General features: G+C 39.7%; 14 protein-coding genes. 3 read left to right on the forward strand and 11 right to left on the reverse strand.

The features are described from left to right. Positions 1–3 precede the first annotated feature (3 nt). The 5 genes from C0J00_RS09350 to tig form a co-directional block, all read right to left on the reverse strand. Entirely contained in the window at positions 4–807 is an 804-nt protein-coding gene (locus tag C0J00_RS09350; protein WP_104968596.1) for a YidC/Oxa1 family membrane protein insertase, read from the reverse strand. Then, positions 791–1,150 (reverse strand): ribonuclease P protein component, encoded by a 360-nt coding sequence (gene rnpA / locus C0J00_RS09355; protein ID WP_104968877.1) that lies wholly within the window; start codon positions 1,148–1,150, stop codon positions 791–793. The genes C0J00_RS09350 and rnpA overlap by 17 nt, the downstream gene beginning before the upstream one ends. Before the next feature lie 88 nt (positions 1,151–1,238). Then, on the reverse strand, positions 1,239–2,624 hold the full coding sequence (argH, locus tag C0J00_RS09360; protein WP_104968597.1) for an argininosuccinate lyase: 1,386 nt from the start codon (positions 2,622–2,624) through the stop codon (positions 1,239–1,241). 9 nt (positions 2,625–2,633) lie between these two features. Continuing rightward, positions 2,634–3,824, reverse strand: a complete 1,191-nt coding sequence (locus C0J00_RS09365; protein WP_104968598.1) for an argininosuccinate synthase — start codon at positions 3,822–3,824, stop codon at positions 2,634–2,636. Between the two features lie 228 nt (positions 3,825–4,052). After that, entirely contained in the window at positions 4,053–5,336 is a 1,284-nt protein-coding gene (tig, locus tag C0J00_RS09370; protein WP_104968599.1) for a trigger factor, read from the reverse strand. Positions 5,337–5,511: 175 nt separating this feature from the next. Here tig and C0J00_RS09375 point away from each other — a divergent pair, with 175 nt between their 5' ends. Beyond that, positions 5,512–6,348 (forward strand): mechanosensitive ion channel family protein, encoded by an 837-nt coding sequence (locus C0J00_RS09375; RefSeq protein ID WP_104968600.1) that lies wholly within the window; start codon positions 5,512–5,514, stop codon positions 6,346–6,348. A 1,215-nt stretch (positions 6,349–7,563) separates the two neighbouring features. Continuing rightward, the gene (locus tag C0J00_RS09380) at positions 7,564–8,772 is read left to right on the forward strand and encodes an MFS transporter (protein WP_104968601.1); all 1,209 of its coding nucleotides are present in this window, start codon (positions 7,564–7,566) and stop codon (positions 8,770–8,772) included. A 133-nt stretch (positions 8,773–8,905) separates the two neighbouring features. Here C0J00_RS09380 and C0J00_RS09385 read toward each other — a convergent pair whose 3' ends face one another. From C0J00_RS09385 to truA, 4 genes are read right to left on the reverse strand one after another with little or no spacing between them, the layout of a single operon-like run. Further along, positions 8,906–9,469 carry a TIGR01440 family protein gene (locus tag C0J00_RS09385; RefSeq protein WP_104968602.1) on the reverse strand — a complete coding sequence of 188 codons (564 nt, stop codon included), beginning with the start codon at positions 9,467–9,469 and terminating at the stop codon, positions 8,906–8,908. 32 nt (positions 9,470–9,501) lie between these two features. Then, entirely contained in the window at positions 9,502–9,972 is a 471-nt protein-coding gene (locus C0J00_RS09390; protein WP_104968603.1) for an ECF transporter S component, read from the reverse strand. Further along, entirely contained in the window at positions 9,959–10,726 is a 768-nt protein-coding gene (locus C0J00_RS09395) for a bifunctional hydroxymethylpyrimidine kinase/phosphomethylpyrimidine kinase (protein WP_104968604.1), read from the reverse strand. The genes C0J00_RS09390 and C0J00_RS09395 overlap by 14 nt, the downstream gene beginning before the upstream one ends. Continuing rightward, entirely contained in the window at positions 10,689–11,465 is a 777-nt protein-coding gene (gene truA / locus C0J00_RS09400; RefSeq protein WP_104968605.1) for a tRNA pseudouridine(38-40) synthase TruA, read from the reverse strand. Before truA ends, C0J00_RS09395 begins: the two co-directional genes overlap by 38 nt. Positions 11,466–11,590: 125 nt before the next feature. Here truA and C0J00_RS09405 point away from each other — a divergent pair, with 125 nt between their 5' ends. Continuing rightward, complete coding sequence (locus C0J00_RS09405) at positions 11,591–12,043, forward strand: hypothetical protein (RefSeq protein WP_104968606.1); 453 nt, start codon at positions 11,591–11,593, stop codon at positions 12,041–12,043. Positions 12,044–12,088: 45 nt separating this feature from the next. On the opposite strand, the gene C0J00_RS09410 is transcribed toward C0J00_RS09405, so the two are convergent. Both C0J00_RS09410 and dnaJ read right to left on the reverse strand, forming a co-directional pair. Further along, positions 12,089–12,856 carry a nucleoside phosphorylase gene (locus C0J00_RS09410; protein WP_104968607.1) on the reverse strand — a complete coding sequence of 256 codons (768 nt, stop codon included), beginning with the start codon at positions 12,854–12,856 and terminating at the stop codon, positions 12,089–12,091. A 125-nt stretch (positions 12,857–12,981) separates the two neighbouring features. Then, positions 12,982–14,121, reverse strand: coding sequence for a molecular chaperone DnaJ (gene dnaJ, locus C0J00_RS09415; RefSeq protein WP_104968608.1), 1,140 nt, complete (start codon positions 14,119–14,121; stop codon positions 12,982–12,984). Between the last annotated feature and the right edge of the window lie 246 nt (positions 14,122–14,367).

Here is a 14,367-nt window from a genome sequence, read left to right on the forward strand (position 1 = left end):
TTATTACTTTCTACGCGCTTTTTTCTTAGCTCGTCTAATTTTCGCCAAACGTTCTCTCTCTTCTTCTTCCAAACGTTTACGTTCTGCAATGATTTTGAAAGGATTATTTAAGAGAAGAATTTGACCAACTTGAAAAGCATTTGACACTGTCCAATAAAGGGCAATACCACTAGCCAAGTTAGCCCCCATCACTAAAATCAAAATCGGCATGAGGTAGGTCATCATAGTCAAGGTGATATTTGACTCTTTAGCAGCCTTATTAGTCAACCAGGTTGATAAGAAAGTAAAGAAGGCAGCGAGAATTGGCAAGATAAAGTAAGGATCTCTCTCAGCTAGGTTGACCCAGAGGAAATGACCTTCTTTTAGGAAAGCAACGCGGCTCAATGCTTGATACAAAGCCATCAAAATAGGTAATTGAACCACTAATGGCAATAAGGAAGCATATGGATTAACATCATACTTTTTATAGAGCGCCTGGCTTTCTTCTGCCAATTTCACACGGTTTTCAGCTCCAGGATACTGACGTTGTAACTCACGTAATTCTGGCTGTAACTCTTGCATTTTTTGACTTGATTTGAGTTGCATGTGATACAGCGGCATCAAAATCAAGCGAATCAAGAGGGTAAAGAGTACAATACCTAGACCGATTGAGCCACCAAAACCAAGGAAACGAATGATTTCTGCAAAAAGATAGATCAACTGGCTCCAAAAACCATTTGACGATTTGGTAACTTCACTGGTGCCACAAGCTGTTAACAAGATAAGAGCTAGTCCACCCATTCCTAAGAGTTTAAATTTCTTTTTCACTACTTTGTCCTTCTTCAAATAATTCTGCAATTTTTAGTACATGTATGAGATTAGATTTCATATCTTGGTAGCTTAACTCTTCCACACCTTTACGAGCGATGATAACAAAGTCTTGATGACGCAGACCTGAGTCTAACTCCATCACAATATGTCTCAATCGCCTCTTGATAAGGTTACGTGTCACAGCATTACCAAGCTTTTTACTCACCGATAAGCCCAGGCGATAATGTGGCTGCTCTTTTTCCAAACGATAGACAACAAACTTCCGATTGGCACAGCTTTTCCCCTTGCTAAAGATGGCTTGAAAATCCTTCTCACTTTTAACACGATATGATTTTTTCAAAGTGATCTCCAAATATCTGTATTCTCCCTATTATATCAAAAAAACATCAAAAAAGCCAAAAGCCTTGCGACTATTGACTTTAGAGCGATTATGACAATAAATCTGTTTTTGCTTTTTCAATCTGCCACAGAACCTGATCAAATCCTGTTCCACCAAGGGATTGACGTCTGGCAACAGCCTGATGACTATCCAGAACCTCATAGACATCGGCCTCAATCAAATCTGATTGAACCTTATAGTCCTCCAAAGGCACATCCTGAAGGTAAATCCCTTTTTTGGTGCATTCCAAGACCATATGTCCGACAATGGCATGTGCTTCACGGAATGGCAAGCCTTTAGCCGCTAAATAGTCCGCAAGCTCAGTTGCATTTGAGAAATCTTTGGTCGTTGACGTTTCCATAAGGTCTTTATTAACCGTCATGGTTTCCAACATACCAGCCATGATTTTTAGGGAAACGGTGACAGTATCAACTGTATCGAACATACCTTCCTTGTCCTCTTGTAAATCCTTATTATAAGCCAAGGGAAGAGATTTCATAACCGTCAGTAAACCTAGTAAATCACCGTATACACGACCTGTTTTGCCTCTGATCAATTCTGCCATATCAGGATTTTTCTTTTGAGGCATGATAGATGACCCTGTTGAAAAAGTATCTGACAAGGTCACAAATTGGTACTCATGTGAACACCAATTGATGATTTCCTCACAAAAACGGCTAAGATGCATCATGAGGATAGAGCTATTACTTAAAAATTCCAAAATAAAATCACGATCAGACACAGCGTCTAAAGAATTCGCATAAGGCGCTGAAAAACCAAGCAAGTCACTAGTCAGGTAACGATCAATTGGAAAGGTCGTACCAGCTAAGGCAGCTGCTCCAAGAGGTGAGACATCCGTATGCTGGAGATTGAAGGTGAACCGTTCACTATCTCTCGTAAACATCTGATAATAGGCCATCAAGTGATGCCCAAAAGAAATTGGCTGAGCATGTTGTAAGTGTGTATAACCCGGCATAATGGTTTCTACATGCTCTTCAGCCAAGGCAACTAAAACCTGACGTAAGTCTTTCAAGAGCGACACGATGGTGTGTAATTGCTCTTTCAAATAGAGATGCATATCTGTCGCAACCTGATCATTTCTAGAGCGTGCGGTATGGAGTTTACCAGCAACCGGACCAATTTTTTGCGTCAACAGACTCTCCATGTTCATGTGGATATCTTCGTTAGAAATATCAAAGTTGAGAGTACCTGCTTCAAGTTCAGATAGCAACTCCATCAACCCTGTTTTTATGGTAAAAGACTCTTCGTGGCTAATAATTCCTGTTTCACCCAGCATGGTCACATGGGCAATTGAGCCTTCTAAGTCCTGTTTTGCCATTTTTTGGTCAAATCCGATAGAAGCGCCAAAGGCTTCTACCCATTCCGCTACTTGAGCCTCAAAACGGCCACCCCATAATTTTTGATTTCCAACCATAATAACTCCTTAATCTTTATTGACCTGAGCATTAACTTGGGTTGGTAAGCCCCAAAGTTTGATAAAGCCTACTGCTGCTTCTTGGTCAAAACTATCTGCACTTGTGTAAGTTGCCAAATCTTCGTCGTAAAGTGAATTATCTGATTTTCTAGCCACAACTTGGGCATGACCTTTGTATAATTTCACTTTTGCTGTTCCGTTAACTACTTTTTGCGTTTCAGCAATGTAAGCTTGTAAAGCTTTTGTCGCTGGGCTAAACCAAAGAGCATTATAGACAAGATTAGCAAATTCATTTTCTAAAATAGGTTTAAAATGTGAGACTTCACGTGTCAATGTCAAATCTTCAATTTCCATGTGAGCGGCAAGAAGGGTAATAGCTCCTGGGCACTCATAAATTTCTCTTGATTTGATACCAACCAAACGGTTTTCAACGTGGTCAATACGTCCAACACCATGTTTACCTGCAATAACATTGAGCTTTTGAATCAATTTTGCTAGGCTGAGTTCTTCACCATTGACTGCAACAGGTTTACCAGCTACGAAAGTGATATCCACAAATTCCGGTTGGTCTGGTGCTTCTTCAGGAGAATTGGTAATCCCAAAAGCTTCTTCTGGCGCTTGATTCCAAGGATTTTCCAAAACACCACACTCATTAGCACGCCCCCAAAGGTTTTGGTCAATAGAGTAAGGGTTATCCAAGTCTGCTGGAACTGGCACGTCATTTTCTTTGGCATAGGCAATCTCTTCTTCGCGAGACCATTGCCATTCTCTGACAGGGGCGACCACTTTCAATTCTGGATCGAGAGCTGCAATAGCCACTTCAAAACGAACTTGGTCGTTCCCTTTTCCGGTACATCCGTGCGCAATTGTTGTTGCTCCGGTTTCATGAGCTAACTCTACCAATTTTTTAGAAATCAAAGGACGACTAAGCGCTGATACCAATGGGTATTTTTGTTCATAGAAGGCATGTGCTTGAAGTGCTGGAAGCACATAGTCATTGGCAAATTCTTCTTTCACATCGATGACGTAAGATTCAACCGCACCAACTTTAAGGGCCTTATCGTGAATAAAATCCAAATCTTTTCCTTCACCAACATCCATACAAACTGCTACGACATCATAGTCTTTTTTAAGCCAGACAATGGCTACTGATGTATCAAGTCCACCCGAGTAAGCTAAAACAATTTTTTCTTTAGTCATAATTCGTCTCCATTTTTGCATATTTATGTCACGTTCTATATATTAATGCATATAAGAGCATTTGTCAAGAAAAATTGTATTTTTATTTATTTTTTTGTTAAAATTGCATAATTAAACTTCGTGTGAGATAAAAACAGTTGAATACCTCTGTCGAGAGCATAAAAAAATGGTTCAAAGAATCAACCTTCGGTCTTATCTTTGAACCATTTTTAGTTATTATTGAAATAATTATTTCACTTTAACTGAGCTAGTGATTACTTCGATTGCTTTCTTCATAGCAATGTCGTGTTGAAGCATTTCTGGTGAAAGAAGTGAACGTACTTGCTCTGCATCCATGTTGTATTCAGCTGCAAGATCAGTGATTTCTTTTTCAACTTCTTCTTCTGAAGCTTCAAAACCTTCTGCTTTAGCGATAGCTTCGATAACAAGGTTCGTTTTAACACGTTTATCAGCGTCAGCTTCGTATTGTTTGTGAAGATCTTCTTCGCTTGTGCCTGTCAATTGGAAGTACATCTCTGGTGAGATACCTTGACGTTGCATGTTGCCCATGAATTCGTTCATAGCACGGTGAACTTCGTCGTGTACCATTTCTTCTGGCAATTCAACGATTTCAGCGTTTTCAACAGCAAGCTCAATAGCAGCACCTTCAACAGCATCGTCATAAGCGATTTCTTTAGCTGCTTCAAGTTCTTTGCGGTATTTTGCTTTCAACTCATCAAGTGTTTCAACTTCTTCGTCGATGTCTTTTGCAAGTTCATCGTCAAGTTCTGGAACTTCTTTAGTTTTAACTTCATGAACTGTTGTTGCAAAGACTGCGTCTTTACCTGCAAGGTCTTCTGCTTGGTAATCTTCTGGGAAAGTAACTTTAACTTCAACTTCGTCACCAGCTTTTGAACCAACAAGTTGGTCTTCAAATCCTGGAATGAATTGACCTGAACCAAGTTCAAGTGAGAAGTTATCGCCTTTACCACCGTCAAATTCAACGCCATCTACTGAACCAACAAAGTCGATAACAACTGTGTCGCCATTTTCAGCTGCCTCTTCTTTGATAACAAGCTCAGCAAGGTTTTTACGTTCGCGTTCGATTTTTTCAGTCACTTCATCTTCTGAAACTTCTTTAGAAGCGTCAACTGAAACTTCAAGGTCTTTGTAGTCGCCAAGTTTAACTTCTGGTTTTGTCACAACTTCAGCAGTGATTTCCCAGTCTTGACCTTTTTCCATTGATTTCACATCAACTTTTGGTTGAGCCACAACATCAAGTCCAAGTTCAGCAATAGCTGCTTCGTATGCTTCTGGCAAGATAGCGTTCAAAGCATCTTCGTAAAGTGCTTCCTCACCAAAACGTTGGTTGAAGATAGCGCGAGGCATGTGTCCTTTACGGAAACCTGGTGCATTCAAATCTTTTTTAACTTTGTTAAAAGCTTGATCAAGAGCTGGTTTGATTTTATCTTGACCGATTGTGAATGTTACAACACCACGGTTAGTTGATTTGTTTTCAAATGATGTAGACATTAAGTCATTTCTCCTTAAAAATTTATAATACAGCTTAGTTTACCATATTTACCATTTTTTTTAAAGTTTTTTGTCAGTTTTCTCTTGAAAATCAAGGGATTAGAAGAAAGTAAATAGTAAGAGCTTTCTCTCAATATGAAATGATTTTTATAACTTTTTTTGATAAACTACTTCTATGACTTATATTGAAAATTATTGGAATAAACTCCATATCGAAACTATTGCAGAAAATATCATCTCGAAGACTGTCTCGTTAATTTTACTACTAGTGCTCTTTTTCCTAGCTAAAAAGATTTTTGACATGCTTTTTACCAAGGCTATCGAACGCTCTATTGCCTTCACCAAACAGAGTCCTATGAGAAAGCGTACCATGACTAAACTCCTTCATAACGTCATGAATTATGCCCTCTATTTCTTACTAATTTACTGGATTTTAAGTATTTTAGGGATTCCAGTCTCTAGCCTCCTAGCTGGTGCTGGGATTGCTGGTGTTGCTGTTGGTCTTGGGGCACAAGGATTTTTATCCGACATGGTCAATGGTTTCTTCATCCTTTTTGAAAATCAGCTAGAAGTTGATGAAGTCGTTGAGGTTGGTGACGTTTCTGGTACAGTTGCAAGCGTTGGAATTCGAACAACTCAGATTATCGGCTTTGATGGTACCTTACATTTTGTACCTAACCGCAATATCAGTACTGTTAGCAATCAATCGCGTGGTAATATGCGTGCTCAAGTTGACATACCAATTTATGCCCATACAGAACTTGAGAAGGTGATTGAAATTGTCAAATCCGTCAATGACAATAAGGTTCCGCAATATCCTGAAATTGTTAACAATCCAGATATTATCGGCGCTATTACCAACACCAATAATCAACTTGTTTTCCGCGTCAATATCTTCGTGCAAAATGGGAAACAATATACTATTGGGCCAAAATTCTTCAGGTTCTATCAGAAAGCCTTACTAAAAGAGGGTATTCAGTTACCAACCGTGACACCTATCGGACACCAGTAACACTCTATAATAATCTAATAAGTAAGAACTGGACATCAAAATTAATCTCGCTGTATAGCATCACATATTAGACGGGAGAAAGACTTAGCCATTGATATCTTTTAGTATTTCTCCTAGACAACTAACTACTTTTAGACTGTCAAATGGATTTTCCGCTCGCGTGATACATTCCCAAGGGAATGCTCCTAGATTATCTTCTATCTGTATCCTCAAAAAGCCTGCTAGAACTCATCGTATAAGCCAGACTTTTCTCACTATCAACCTACTCTAACTGCGAGTGTTAGGCGGAGAATCAATGGAAAATATTTTAAAATAAAACATGTGGCAGGGACAAAAGTCCTTGCCTTTTTAGTTATCGTCAAATAAATTCACTTTTGGACAAGTAACTGAGACGTAGACAGCTCAACCGTTTAATGAACCGTTTGAGGTGGGAGCTAAGATAAGAAAAACCTACCCCCATCAGGGGCTGCAAGTTGAAATCTCAAAGCCTTATGAGGACGTTCTCATATCTGAGTCTAGAAATCAAAAAGCGGAGAGTGCTAAAGTTAATTCAAAAGACTATATTTGCTCAACTAAGCAGGGGTGAGTGCCTAAAGACCTATAAGCCTTAAAGGTAGGAAATCATGAGGCACAAAGCAACACTACTCTCTAATGTGCTGGTATCATCAGCTTTTACACCCCTAATCTTACTTCCTCAAATTCCAACCCCAATAGTCACTACCCTAACTATTTGAACTGTCCGAACCTAGGAGTGAGGGGAAAATCGAAGGCTTCGAGTTAGCAATTTTTCTCCCACTCTCGTTTTATACTGCTCAGATTTCAACAGACAGTTTAACAGTTAAGTTCTTGCTTATCCTCTTGATTGAGCAAGAGTTCTCTTTGTTTTTAATTTTTAGAAAATTATAAGTTTTAAAATAGTAAGTTGTTATAGTTGACTAATTTTATAAGATAAAATAAACTTATGATTACACAAATGAATGCGCTTTCTTTTTTGTGAACTTTTACGCTTTCTATCTTCCTTTAACTATGACTAATTTCTTTAAAAGGCCTATAAAGAATCAAAAATGTCTAGCTTTTGATAGATTGATATCATTACTAATTTCCTAAGAGAATAAAATCAGACGATGCCATAGCATGATTATCTACAACAAATCGTAACGATGAGCTATCCGTGTAGTGCTCTAAGGAAATTATATCATTAGAAAAGGAAATCATATGTCCAATACCAATGTTTCGACCAAAACTGGTCTCATTATGTTTTTCACATTAGTTCTGGCTTACATTACATTTGCAGCCAGCTGGGTCGGAGGTTCAAATCTCAGTGCTGAAATTACAAATCACTACTTTGGCGGTCCAGTATCACCTGTTATCAGCCAGGTTGTCAACTATACCATAACTATTGCTCGAGCCATTGCTAATTTCTTAGCCGCTTATTTTCTCATTAAACTGGGTATCAAAAGAGCTTCAACCTTGGCTTTTATCTTGCTGTTATTTTCTTTAGTTGCTGTTTGGATGCCTAATTATTGGTTCTATATCATAGCGCGTATGTTTATGGCTCTAGGTGGCTCTATGATTATGGTTTATATGAATCCTCTGGTTGTTCGCTTTATCCAACCCAAGTACAAGCTCATGGTTTCATCACTTATTACAGCAACCTATAATATCGGAGCTTTCTTTGTTGCGGTTGCTTTTCTCTTTTTCGCAGATGCTATGAAGGCAGATTGGCGCATTACTTTAACCATCATCGGTTTGGTTTCTGCTAGTATGTTTCTGATTTGGATGTTTAAAGCCAAAGATTTTGATACAAGAGGCAATGCTGCTAATCATGCCGAACACTACAGTTATAGCATAGCTATCAAAGATCCTTTTATTTGGCGATTTTCTGTCGGCTTTGGCTGCTTCTTATTTTTATACGTCATGAGCTTAACAAGCCTTCCTTCAACTCTTGCTAGTGCTTTTAGTAACAATGGTTTTCAAGCAGGCCTCATGTTGCTTGCTGTCTCCGGCGGGGGAATGGTAGCGACACTGATCATGATGAAACTCCCTCTTAACAGACCTCGAAAACCTTATTTAGTTGTTATGGGAATCAGCGCTATTTTAGTGACACAAGCAGGACTATTTATCGTTCCAAGTTCACCAATTCTCGCTTATGCGTTATTCTTTATCACTGGGCTACTTATTTTTCTACAATATCCTGTTTTTCTTAACTTGCCACATGAACTTCCTGATATGAATCCGCAAAAAGCAACCTTGATGTTTGGAATTATCTGGGCTCTTACTTATGGCTTATATACCATCTTAACCTTCGTCTGGAGTTTAGTTCTCGCTAACTTTGGACTTAACCTAGCCCACCTCTTCTATGCTTTGATGACAGCTGTCTATGTCTTGTCTATCTTCACTTTACCAGAAACTTATCGTTACTAAATAACTATCAACTCGCACTTACCCTAGTAGCTTTCTTGTCCATTTTTCTTCGCAGGTATGAAAGAAACTAGCGGTCATATAATCAAAAAGATAACTTGAGAAGACAATCAAGTTATCTTTTTATAATTTGTTACTAATATTTTCGAATAGGATCTTCTAAATACTGACCACGCGCGCCACCAATAAGTTTTGGGCGACTAGCAAGAGCGGTAACGTGAGCTCCGCCTAATTCTCTTTGAATGGGTTTCAATGGGACTTGAACCCGCTTAACATGCATACCGATCGAAGTATCACCGATATCAAGTCCGGCATGAGCCACAATTTCTTCCACCTCGACAGGATCTTTCATAAACTTAAAGGCTGCTAGCTGCCCACTACCACCAGCATGAAGAGACGGCAAGACATTGACTATTTCTAAATCTTTTTGTAGGGCGTATTCTCGTTCAACAACAAGGGCACGATTAAGATGTTCACACCCTTGAACGGCTAACTCAATCCCTGATTTCCCTAATTCATCGAGGATGACTTTAACAATAATTTCCCCGATTTCTTGGCTGGAATTTTGACCAATACTCCCCCCTAAAACTTCACTTGATGACAAGCCTAATACGAATAACTGCCCTTTTTGAATGGCAGATCTGTCGATAATATCCATCACTATTTTTTGTGTGTCTTCAGCTAGCGTTTTAATATCCATGAGCTTACCTTTCTAAATTGTCGTTATGAGGGCTACTTTCGAAGATTTAGTTTGATAATAGCTTTATAGAGAATATATCCCAAGCCCATACCAAAGCAGTTTTGAAAGATATTCCCAAAAATACCTGCCCAAGCCGCACCAAGTCCATAACCCAGTAATAAAGCAGCCAAGAAGTACCACCCTACCATGAAAAGGCTGGCGAGAATCAAGCCTATGAGACGCTTTTTGCCGTTCCAACCACCAAAGAAGCCTTGTGTTCCATGCGCAATCAAGCTATGAATCATATACTGAGGATAACCTAGAAGCATGTCTATGAGAAAGCCTGATAAACCACCCACGACAGCACCAGCTTTTGAACCCAAATAAAAGGCTGTAAAATAAATACCGGCATCAAGCAGGGTTAAAAAACCCGTTGGTGTGGGGATGTGAATGTAGGCTAAGACAACACTAAGTGCTGTTAAAATAGCCAAGAGGGCTAATTGACGAATATTAGTCTGTTTCATATTGTGTCACTCCATAATCATTTGAATGTGCGATAGACTGGTAAACAAAATCCTTTGCCGCCTGACTACTTTGTCTAATGGTCCGGTCTTTAGCTAGTCCACTAGCTATAGCTGAAGCAAAAGTACATCCTGCCCCTTGATTATTGCGATCAAGAAGGGATGACTGTAAGAAATCCACCTGACCGTCTTCTCTTAATAAAACATCGAAGGCTTGGTCTCCTTCTAGTCTTGCACCACCTTTGATAACAACTGATTTGGCACCCATTTGCTGCAAGACTCTAGCAGCATTTCCCATCTCTTCCAAGTTAGAAATGCTCTGTCCAGATAGGAGTTCTGCTTCTTTGAGATTGGGGGTGATGATGGTCGCATAGGGAAAGAGCTCTTGCAATTCTTGACTCATTTGAGCGACTTCTTGGTCAGCATTTTCCTTAAAAACTAGAACTGGATCTAGAACCACAGGAACTTGTGGTCGTTTTTGAATAAAGACTTTGACAGCCCTAGCTATCTGAGGCGTTGGTAAGAGACCAATTTTAATGGCTGAAAAAGGAATACCTTTTAAGCTATCCAGCTGTTTTTGAAAGAGATTATCATCTGTTGGAAAAATTTCAAAACCATCATCAGTTATTGCTGTCATGCAGGTTTGAGCCAAAAAGCCATAGAGCTTATGGGCTGAAAAAGTTGCTAAGTCAGCTTGAAAGCCACCACCACTTAAAATATCATTGCCCGCTATGGTCAGAATATAAGGTGTCTTCATATGTTATCTCCTTAAGATAGAGTCCGTTTCCTGCTGCCGTTGGTCCAGCTAAATCGCGATTTTTTGATGCTAAAACTGTCTTAATCTGACTAACTGGCATGCGACCATTTCCGATTTTCAATAGCGTTCCCACCATGTTTCGCACCTGTTTATACAAGAAGCCATTTCCCGAAAAGGTAAACACTAAAAGGCCTGTTTTAGCATCTACTTCCAGACTTGCTTGGGTGATGGTCCTAACTTTGTTTTCAACAGCTGTTCCTGATGCTGTAAATCCTGTAAAATCATGGGTTCCTACCAAATCTTTGATAGCCTCCTGCATAGAAGTTAGATCCAGAGGATAAGGAAAGGCTGTCGCGTAATGTCGCATCATTGGATTCTTAGGACGTCCAGTATCTACTAGAAATTCATAGGTTTTACGATGTTTATTGTACCGAGCATGAAAGTCATCTGAAACAATGGCTATATCAACAATATCAATATCATCAGGACACTGAGTATCCAAACCAAAACGTAGTTTTTCAACATCACGCGCCTGAGGTAAGTCAAAATGAATCACCTGCCCATAAGCATGGACGCCAGCATCCGTTCGTCCTGCACCATGGATGGTAACAGGTTTGCCACTATTTAATCGTAAAAGAGTCTTCTCAATTTCCTCTTGAACAGTTCTAGCCCCAGGTTGTCTTTGAAAACCTGAAAAAAGCGTACCGTCATAAGAAATAATTGCTTTGTATCGTGTCATGAAACTGATTATAGCAAACTTTCAGCATTTCTCAAAATGAAGGTAATACATCCTCTATTCTAAGTGAAAATATGACTTTCTTTTTTGTGATATAATCAATAAGAGAGCGATTTCAGGAGGGTGTGATGAGAAAATCTGTTAACGTGATTCTAATAGTTCAAACTATCTTGTTTTATAGTAGCTTCTTCATTGATTTTGAGATATTATTCCCAACTCACTGGGCGACACTGGTCTCCTTGATTATCAATCCCATACTATCACTAATTGGGCTTATTCCAGCTATTTGGTTTAAACGCTGGCTAGCTACACTAGGCCTTATTTTATACTTTTTGTCATTTCCAATTGGGATGATAGCTGGGTATGCTCTACAAGCTTTCTCCAATGGTTGGGATATCACAAGTCAATCTCTTTACATCCTTTTAGGGCTATGGTTAGTGACTATTATCATAGCTATTATGGCTTTGATAAGTTTTCAAAAAAATCGAAATAAATTGGATTTGGTCACCTTTGGGATGATCTATCTACCACCATTGCTTACACTTGTAATATTATCCATTGTTTTCGCTAGACAATTTTAGTATCTTAAAAAATCACTGCATCATCTCCAGTTAAACGTGGATTATTTATTTAAATTGTTCGATCGCAAAGCCTAAAGCGATATAGGCAATCCTATCTTTTGTCTCTAGGTCGGCGTCATTACCGAGCGTTCGCTCATCCCAAACTTCCGCATCCAGATTATCCGCTGAATAGAAAAATTGGAAGTGGTTGATGTCTCGGAAATCAGCTAAAGCTGCGATGGCAGAGCATTCCATATCGACACAAATAGCTCCTTGGCGTTTACGCCTTGCCATCTTATCAGCTGTTTCTCGGTAAATCCCATCAGTCGTCCAGACCTTTCCTTCGGTATAAGAAACATTTTGACGGTCTAAAAATGCCTTAAAATCTTCATGAAAATCCTGGTTAACCGCAATCTCATCGCTAGGAGATGCATAATGAAAACTAGTTCCCTCATCACGCAGTGCAGCCCTTGGAATGATAATAGACGTCTCTGCAATACTACTATCAAGAACACCGCAGGTGCCAAAGACGACTAAGTTTTTCATGCCCATCACAATTAAATCTTCGAGAACGGCAACACAACCAGCAGCACCAACATAAGAATTGAAAAAACCAATTTTGTGACCGTCAAAGTCTATCTCGTAAATGGGGATATCCAGATTAGCGACACTCGTTGTCACCAAATGCTTATGAGGTAGCTCCTTTAAAATCCTCCCAAAGGTCCCTCTGGCGAAGCAAGTCACTACTGTCTCAGGAAAAGCTTCGATTGGCTCATTGACCATCTCCGGATTGATAATTGCATGGGAATTGGTATCAAATTCTTCAAGTAACATAGGCGAGGCTCCTTAGAAAAGTTTAAAATAGTTTAACACAATTCTCTAAGATTGCAAGGTTAGACAACAAAAACATCTCGACTATTAGTGCTTTCACTAACGTTCGAGATGTTTTTTATCAACTATTAAAATTCTTCAATAGCATCTTTGACCTTGTCAAAGAAACCTTTTTTCTTTTGGGGGTGAACTTTTTCGCCACCTGCTTCAGCAAAGGCACGAAGCGCCTCTTTTTGAGCGTCGTTAAGTTTCGTTGGCGTCACGATATTGATGGTCACGTGTTGATCACCTTGCCCGTTACCACGAAGACGAGGAGCCCCTTTTCCTTTCAAACGGAAGGTCTTACCAGTTTGGGTTCCGGCTGGGATGGTCAATTCGACGTCACCATGTACGGTTGGAATATCAACCACATCACCGAGCGCAGCTTGAACAAAGCTGACATTCATATTGTAGTAAATGGTTGCTCCTTCACGTTCAAATTTATCGCTCTTCATGACATTGATGATAACGAAAAGATCACCATAAGGACCACCATTATGACCTGCTTCTCCTTGACCCTGGAGACGGATTTGTTGACCAGTCTCAACGCCGGCTGGAATTTTGACATCAACCTTATGATTTTCTTTTTCATGACCCGTTCCGTGACAAGTTGTACATGGGTCTTTAATTTCTTGACCTGTTCCATGACAGACATCACAGGTTACTTGGCGACGCATCATACCAAGTGGTGTTTGGGTATCAACATTGATGACACCTTGTCCATGACAGCGACCACAAGTGACAGGGTGGCTACCAGGTTTAGCACCATTACCACCACAAGTATGGCAAGTCGCTTCACGACTATAGGTAACCTCTTTTTCAGCACCAAAAATGGCTTCTTCAAACTTGAGGTTAACACGGTATTGAAGATCATCACCTTGTCGAGGTGCATTAGGATTTCGACTAGCACCACCGCCACCAAAGAAACTTGAGAAGATGTCTTCGAAACCGCCGAAGCCACCGCCATCGAAGCCACCAAAGCCACCAGCACCGCCGCCGAAACCACCTTGTGCGCCTGCTGCACCGTATTGGTCATAGGCTGCCCGTTTTTGGCTATCACTTAAGGTTTCGTAAGCTTCCTGAACATCCTTATATTTTTGTTCAGCGCCAGCTTCCTTGTTGATGTCTGGGTGATACTTTTTAGACATCTTACGATAAGCTTTTTTAATCTCGTCCTGAGAGGCATCTTTAGAAACCCCCAGACGATCATAGAATTCAGTATTGTTCATAATTAAGATACAAAGGGCGTTAAGAAAACCGTATGAAAACAGGAAACTACCACCATGTGTGAAACACACTAGGAAGTTTATCTTTTTCACTAGGTTTTTAGCCTGTGTTCGAATAAACGAACTTGTATTCCTTTCTGTAATTTCATCTCAAAGAAAAATAGGAAATCCGATGCAGATACTTTACATATCTAAGAGGTATTTCTCTTTTTTCAAAGAGTCGTAAGCGCGATCTTTTCAATTCATTTG

This window comes from Streptococcus pluranimalium (genome assembly GCF_002953735.1).
GTDB classification, from domain to species: Bacteria; Bacillota; Bacilli; order Lactobacillales; family Streptococcaceae; genus Streptococcus; species Streptococcus pluranimalium.

Bases quoted from the DNA above. Each gene is read 5' to 3' on its own strand.
- dnaJ (WP_104968608.1), bottom strand. From the start codon at position 14,121: ATGAACAATACTGAATTCTATGATCGTCTGGGGGTTTCTAAAGATGCC.
- C0J00_RS09390 (WP_104968603.1), bottom strand. From the start codon at position 9,972: ATGAAACAGACTAATATTCGTCAATTAGCCCTCTTGGCTATTTTAACA.
- C0J00_RS09380 (WP_104968601.1), top strand. From the start codon at position 7,564: ATGTCCAATACCAATGTTTCGACCAAAACTGGTCTCATTATGTTTTTC.
- C0J00_RS09365 (WP_104968598.1), bottom strand. From the start codon at position 3,824: ATGACTAAAGAAAAAATTGTTTTAGCTTACTCGGGTGGACTTGATACA.
- tig (WP_104968599.1), bottom strand. From the start codon at position 5,336: ATGTCTACATCATTTGAAAACAAATCAACTAACCGTGGTGTTGTAACA.
- C0J00_RS09410 (WP_104968607.1), bottom strand. From the start codon at position 12,856: ATGTTACTTGAAGAATTTGATACCAATTCCCATGCAATTATCAATCCG.
- C0J00_RS09375 (WP_104968600.1), top strand. From the start codon at position 5,512: ATGACTTATATTGAAAATTATTGGAATAAACTCCATATCGAAACTATT.
- truA (WP_104968605.1), bottom strand. From the start codon at position 11,465: ATGACACGATACAAAGCAATTATTTCTTATGACGGTACGCTTTTTTCA.
- C0J00_RS09395 (WP_104968604.1), bottom strand. From the start codon at position 10,726: ATGAAGACACCTTATATTCTGACCATAGCGGGCAATGATATTTTAAGT.
- C0J00_RS09385 (WP_104968602.1), bottom strand. From the start codon at position 9,469: ATGGATATTAAAACGCTAGCTGAAGACACACAAAAAATAGTGATGGAT.
- argH (WP_104968597.1), bottom strand. From the start codon at position 2,624: ATGGTTGGAAATCAAAAATTATGGGGTGGCCGTTTTGAGGCTCAAGTA.
- C0J00_RS09405 (WP_104968606.1), top strand. From the start codon at position 11,591: ATGAGAAAATCTGTTAACGTGATTCTAATAGTTCAAACTATCTTGTTT.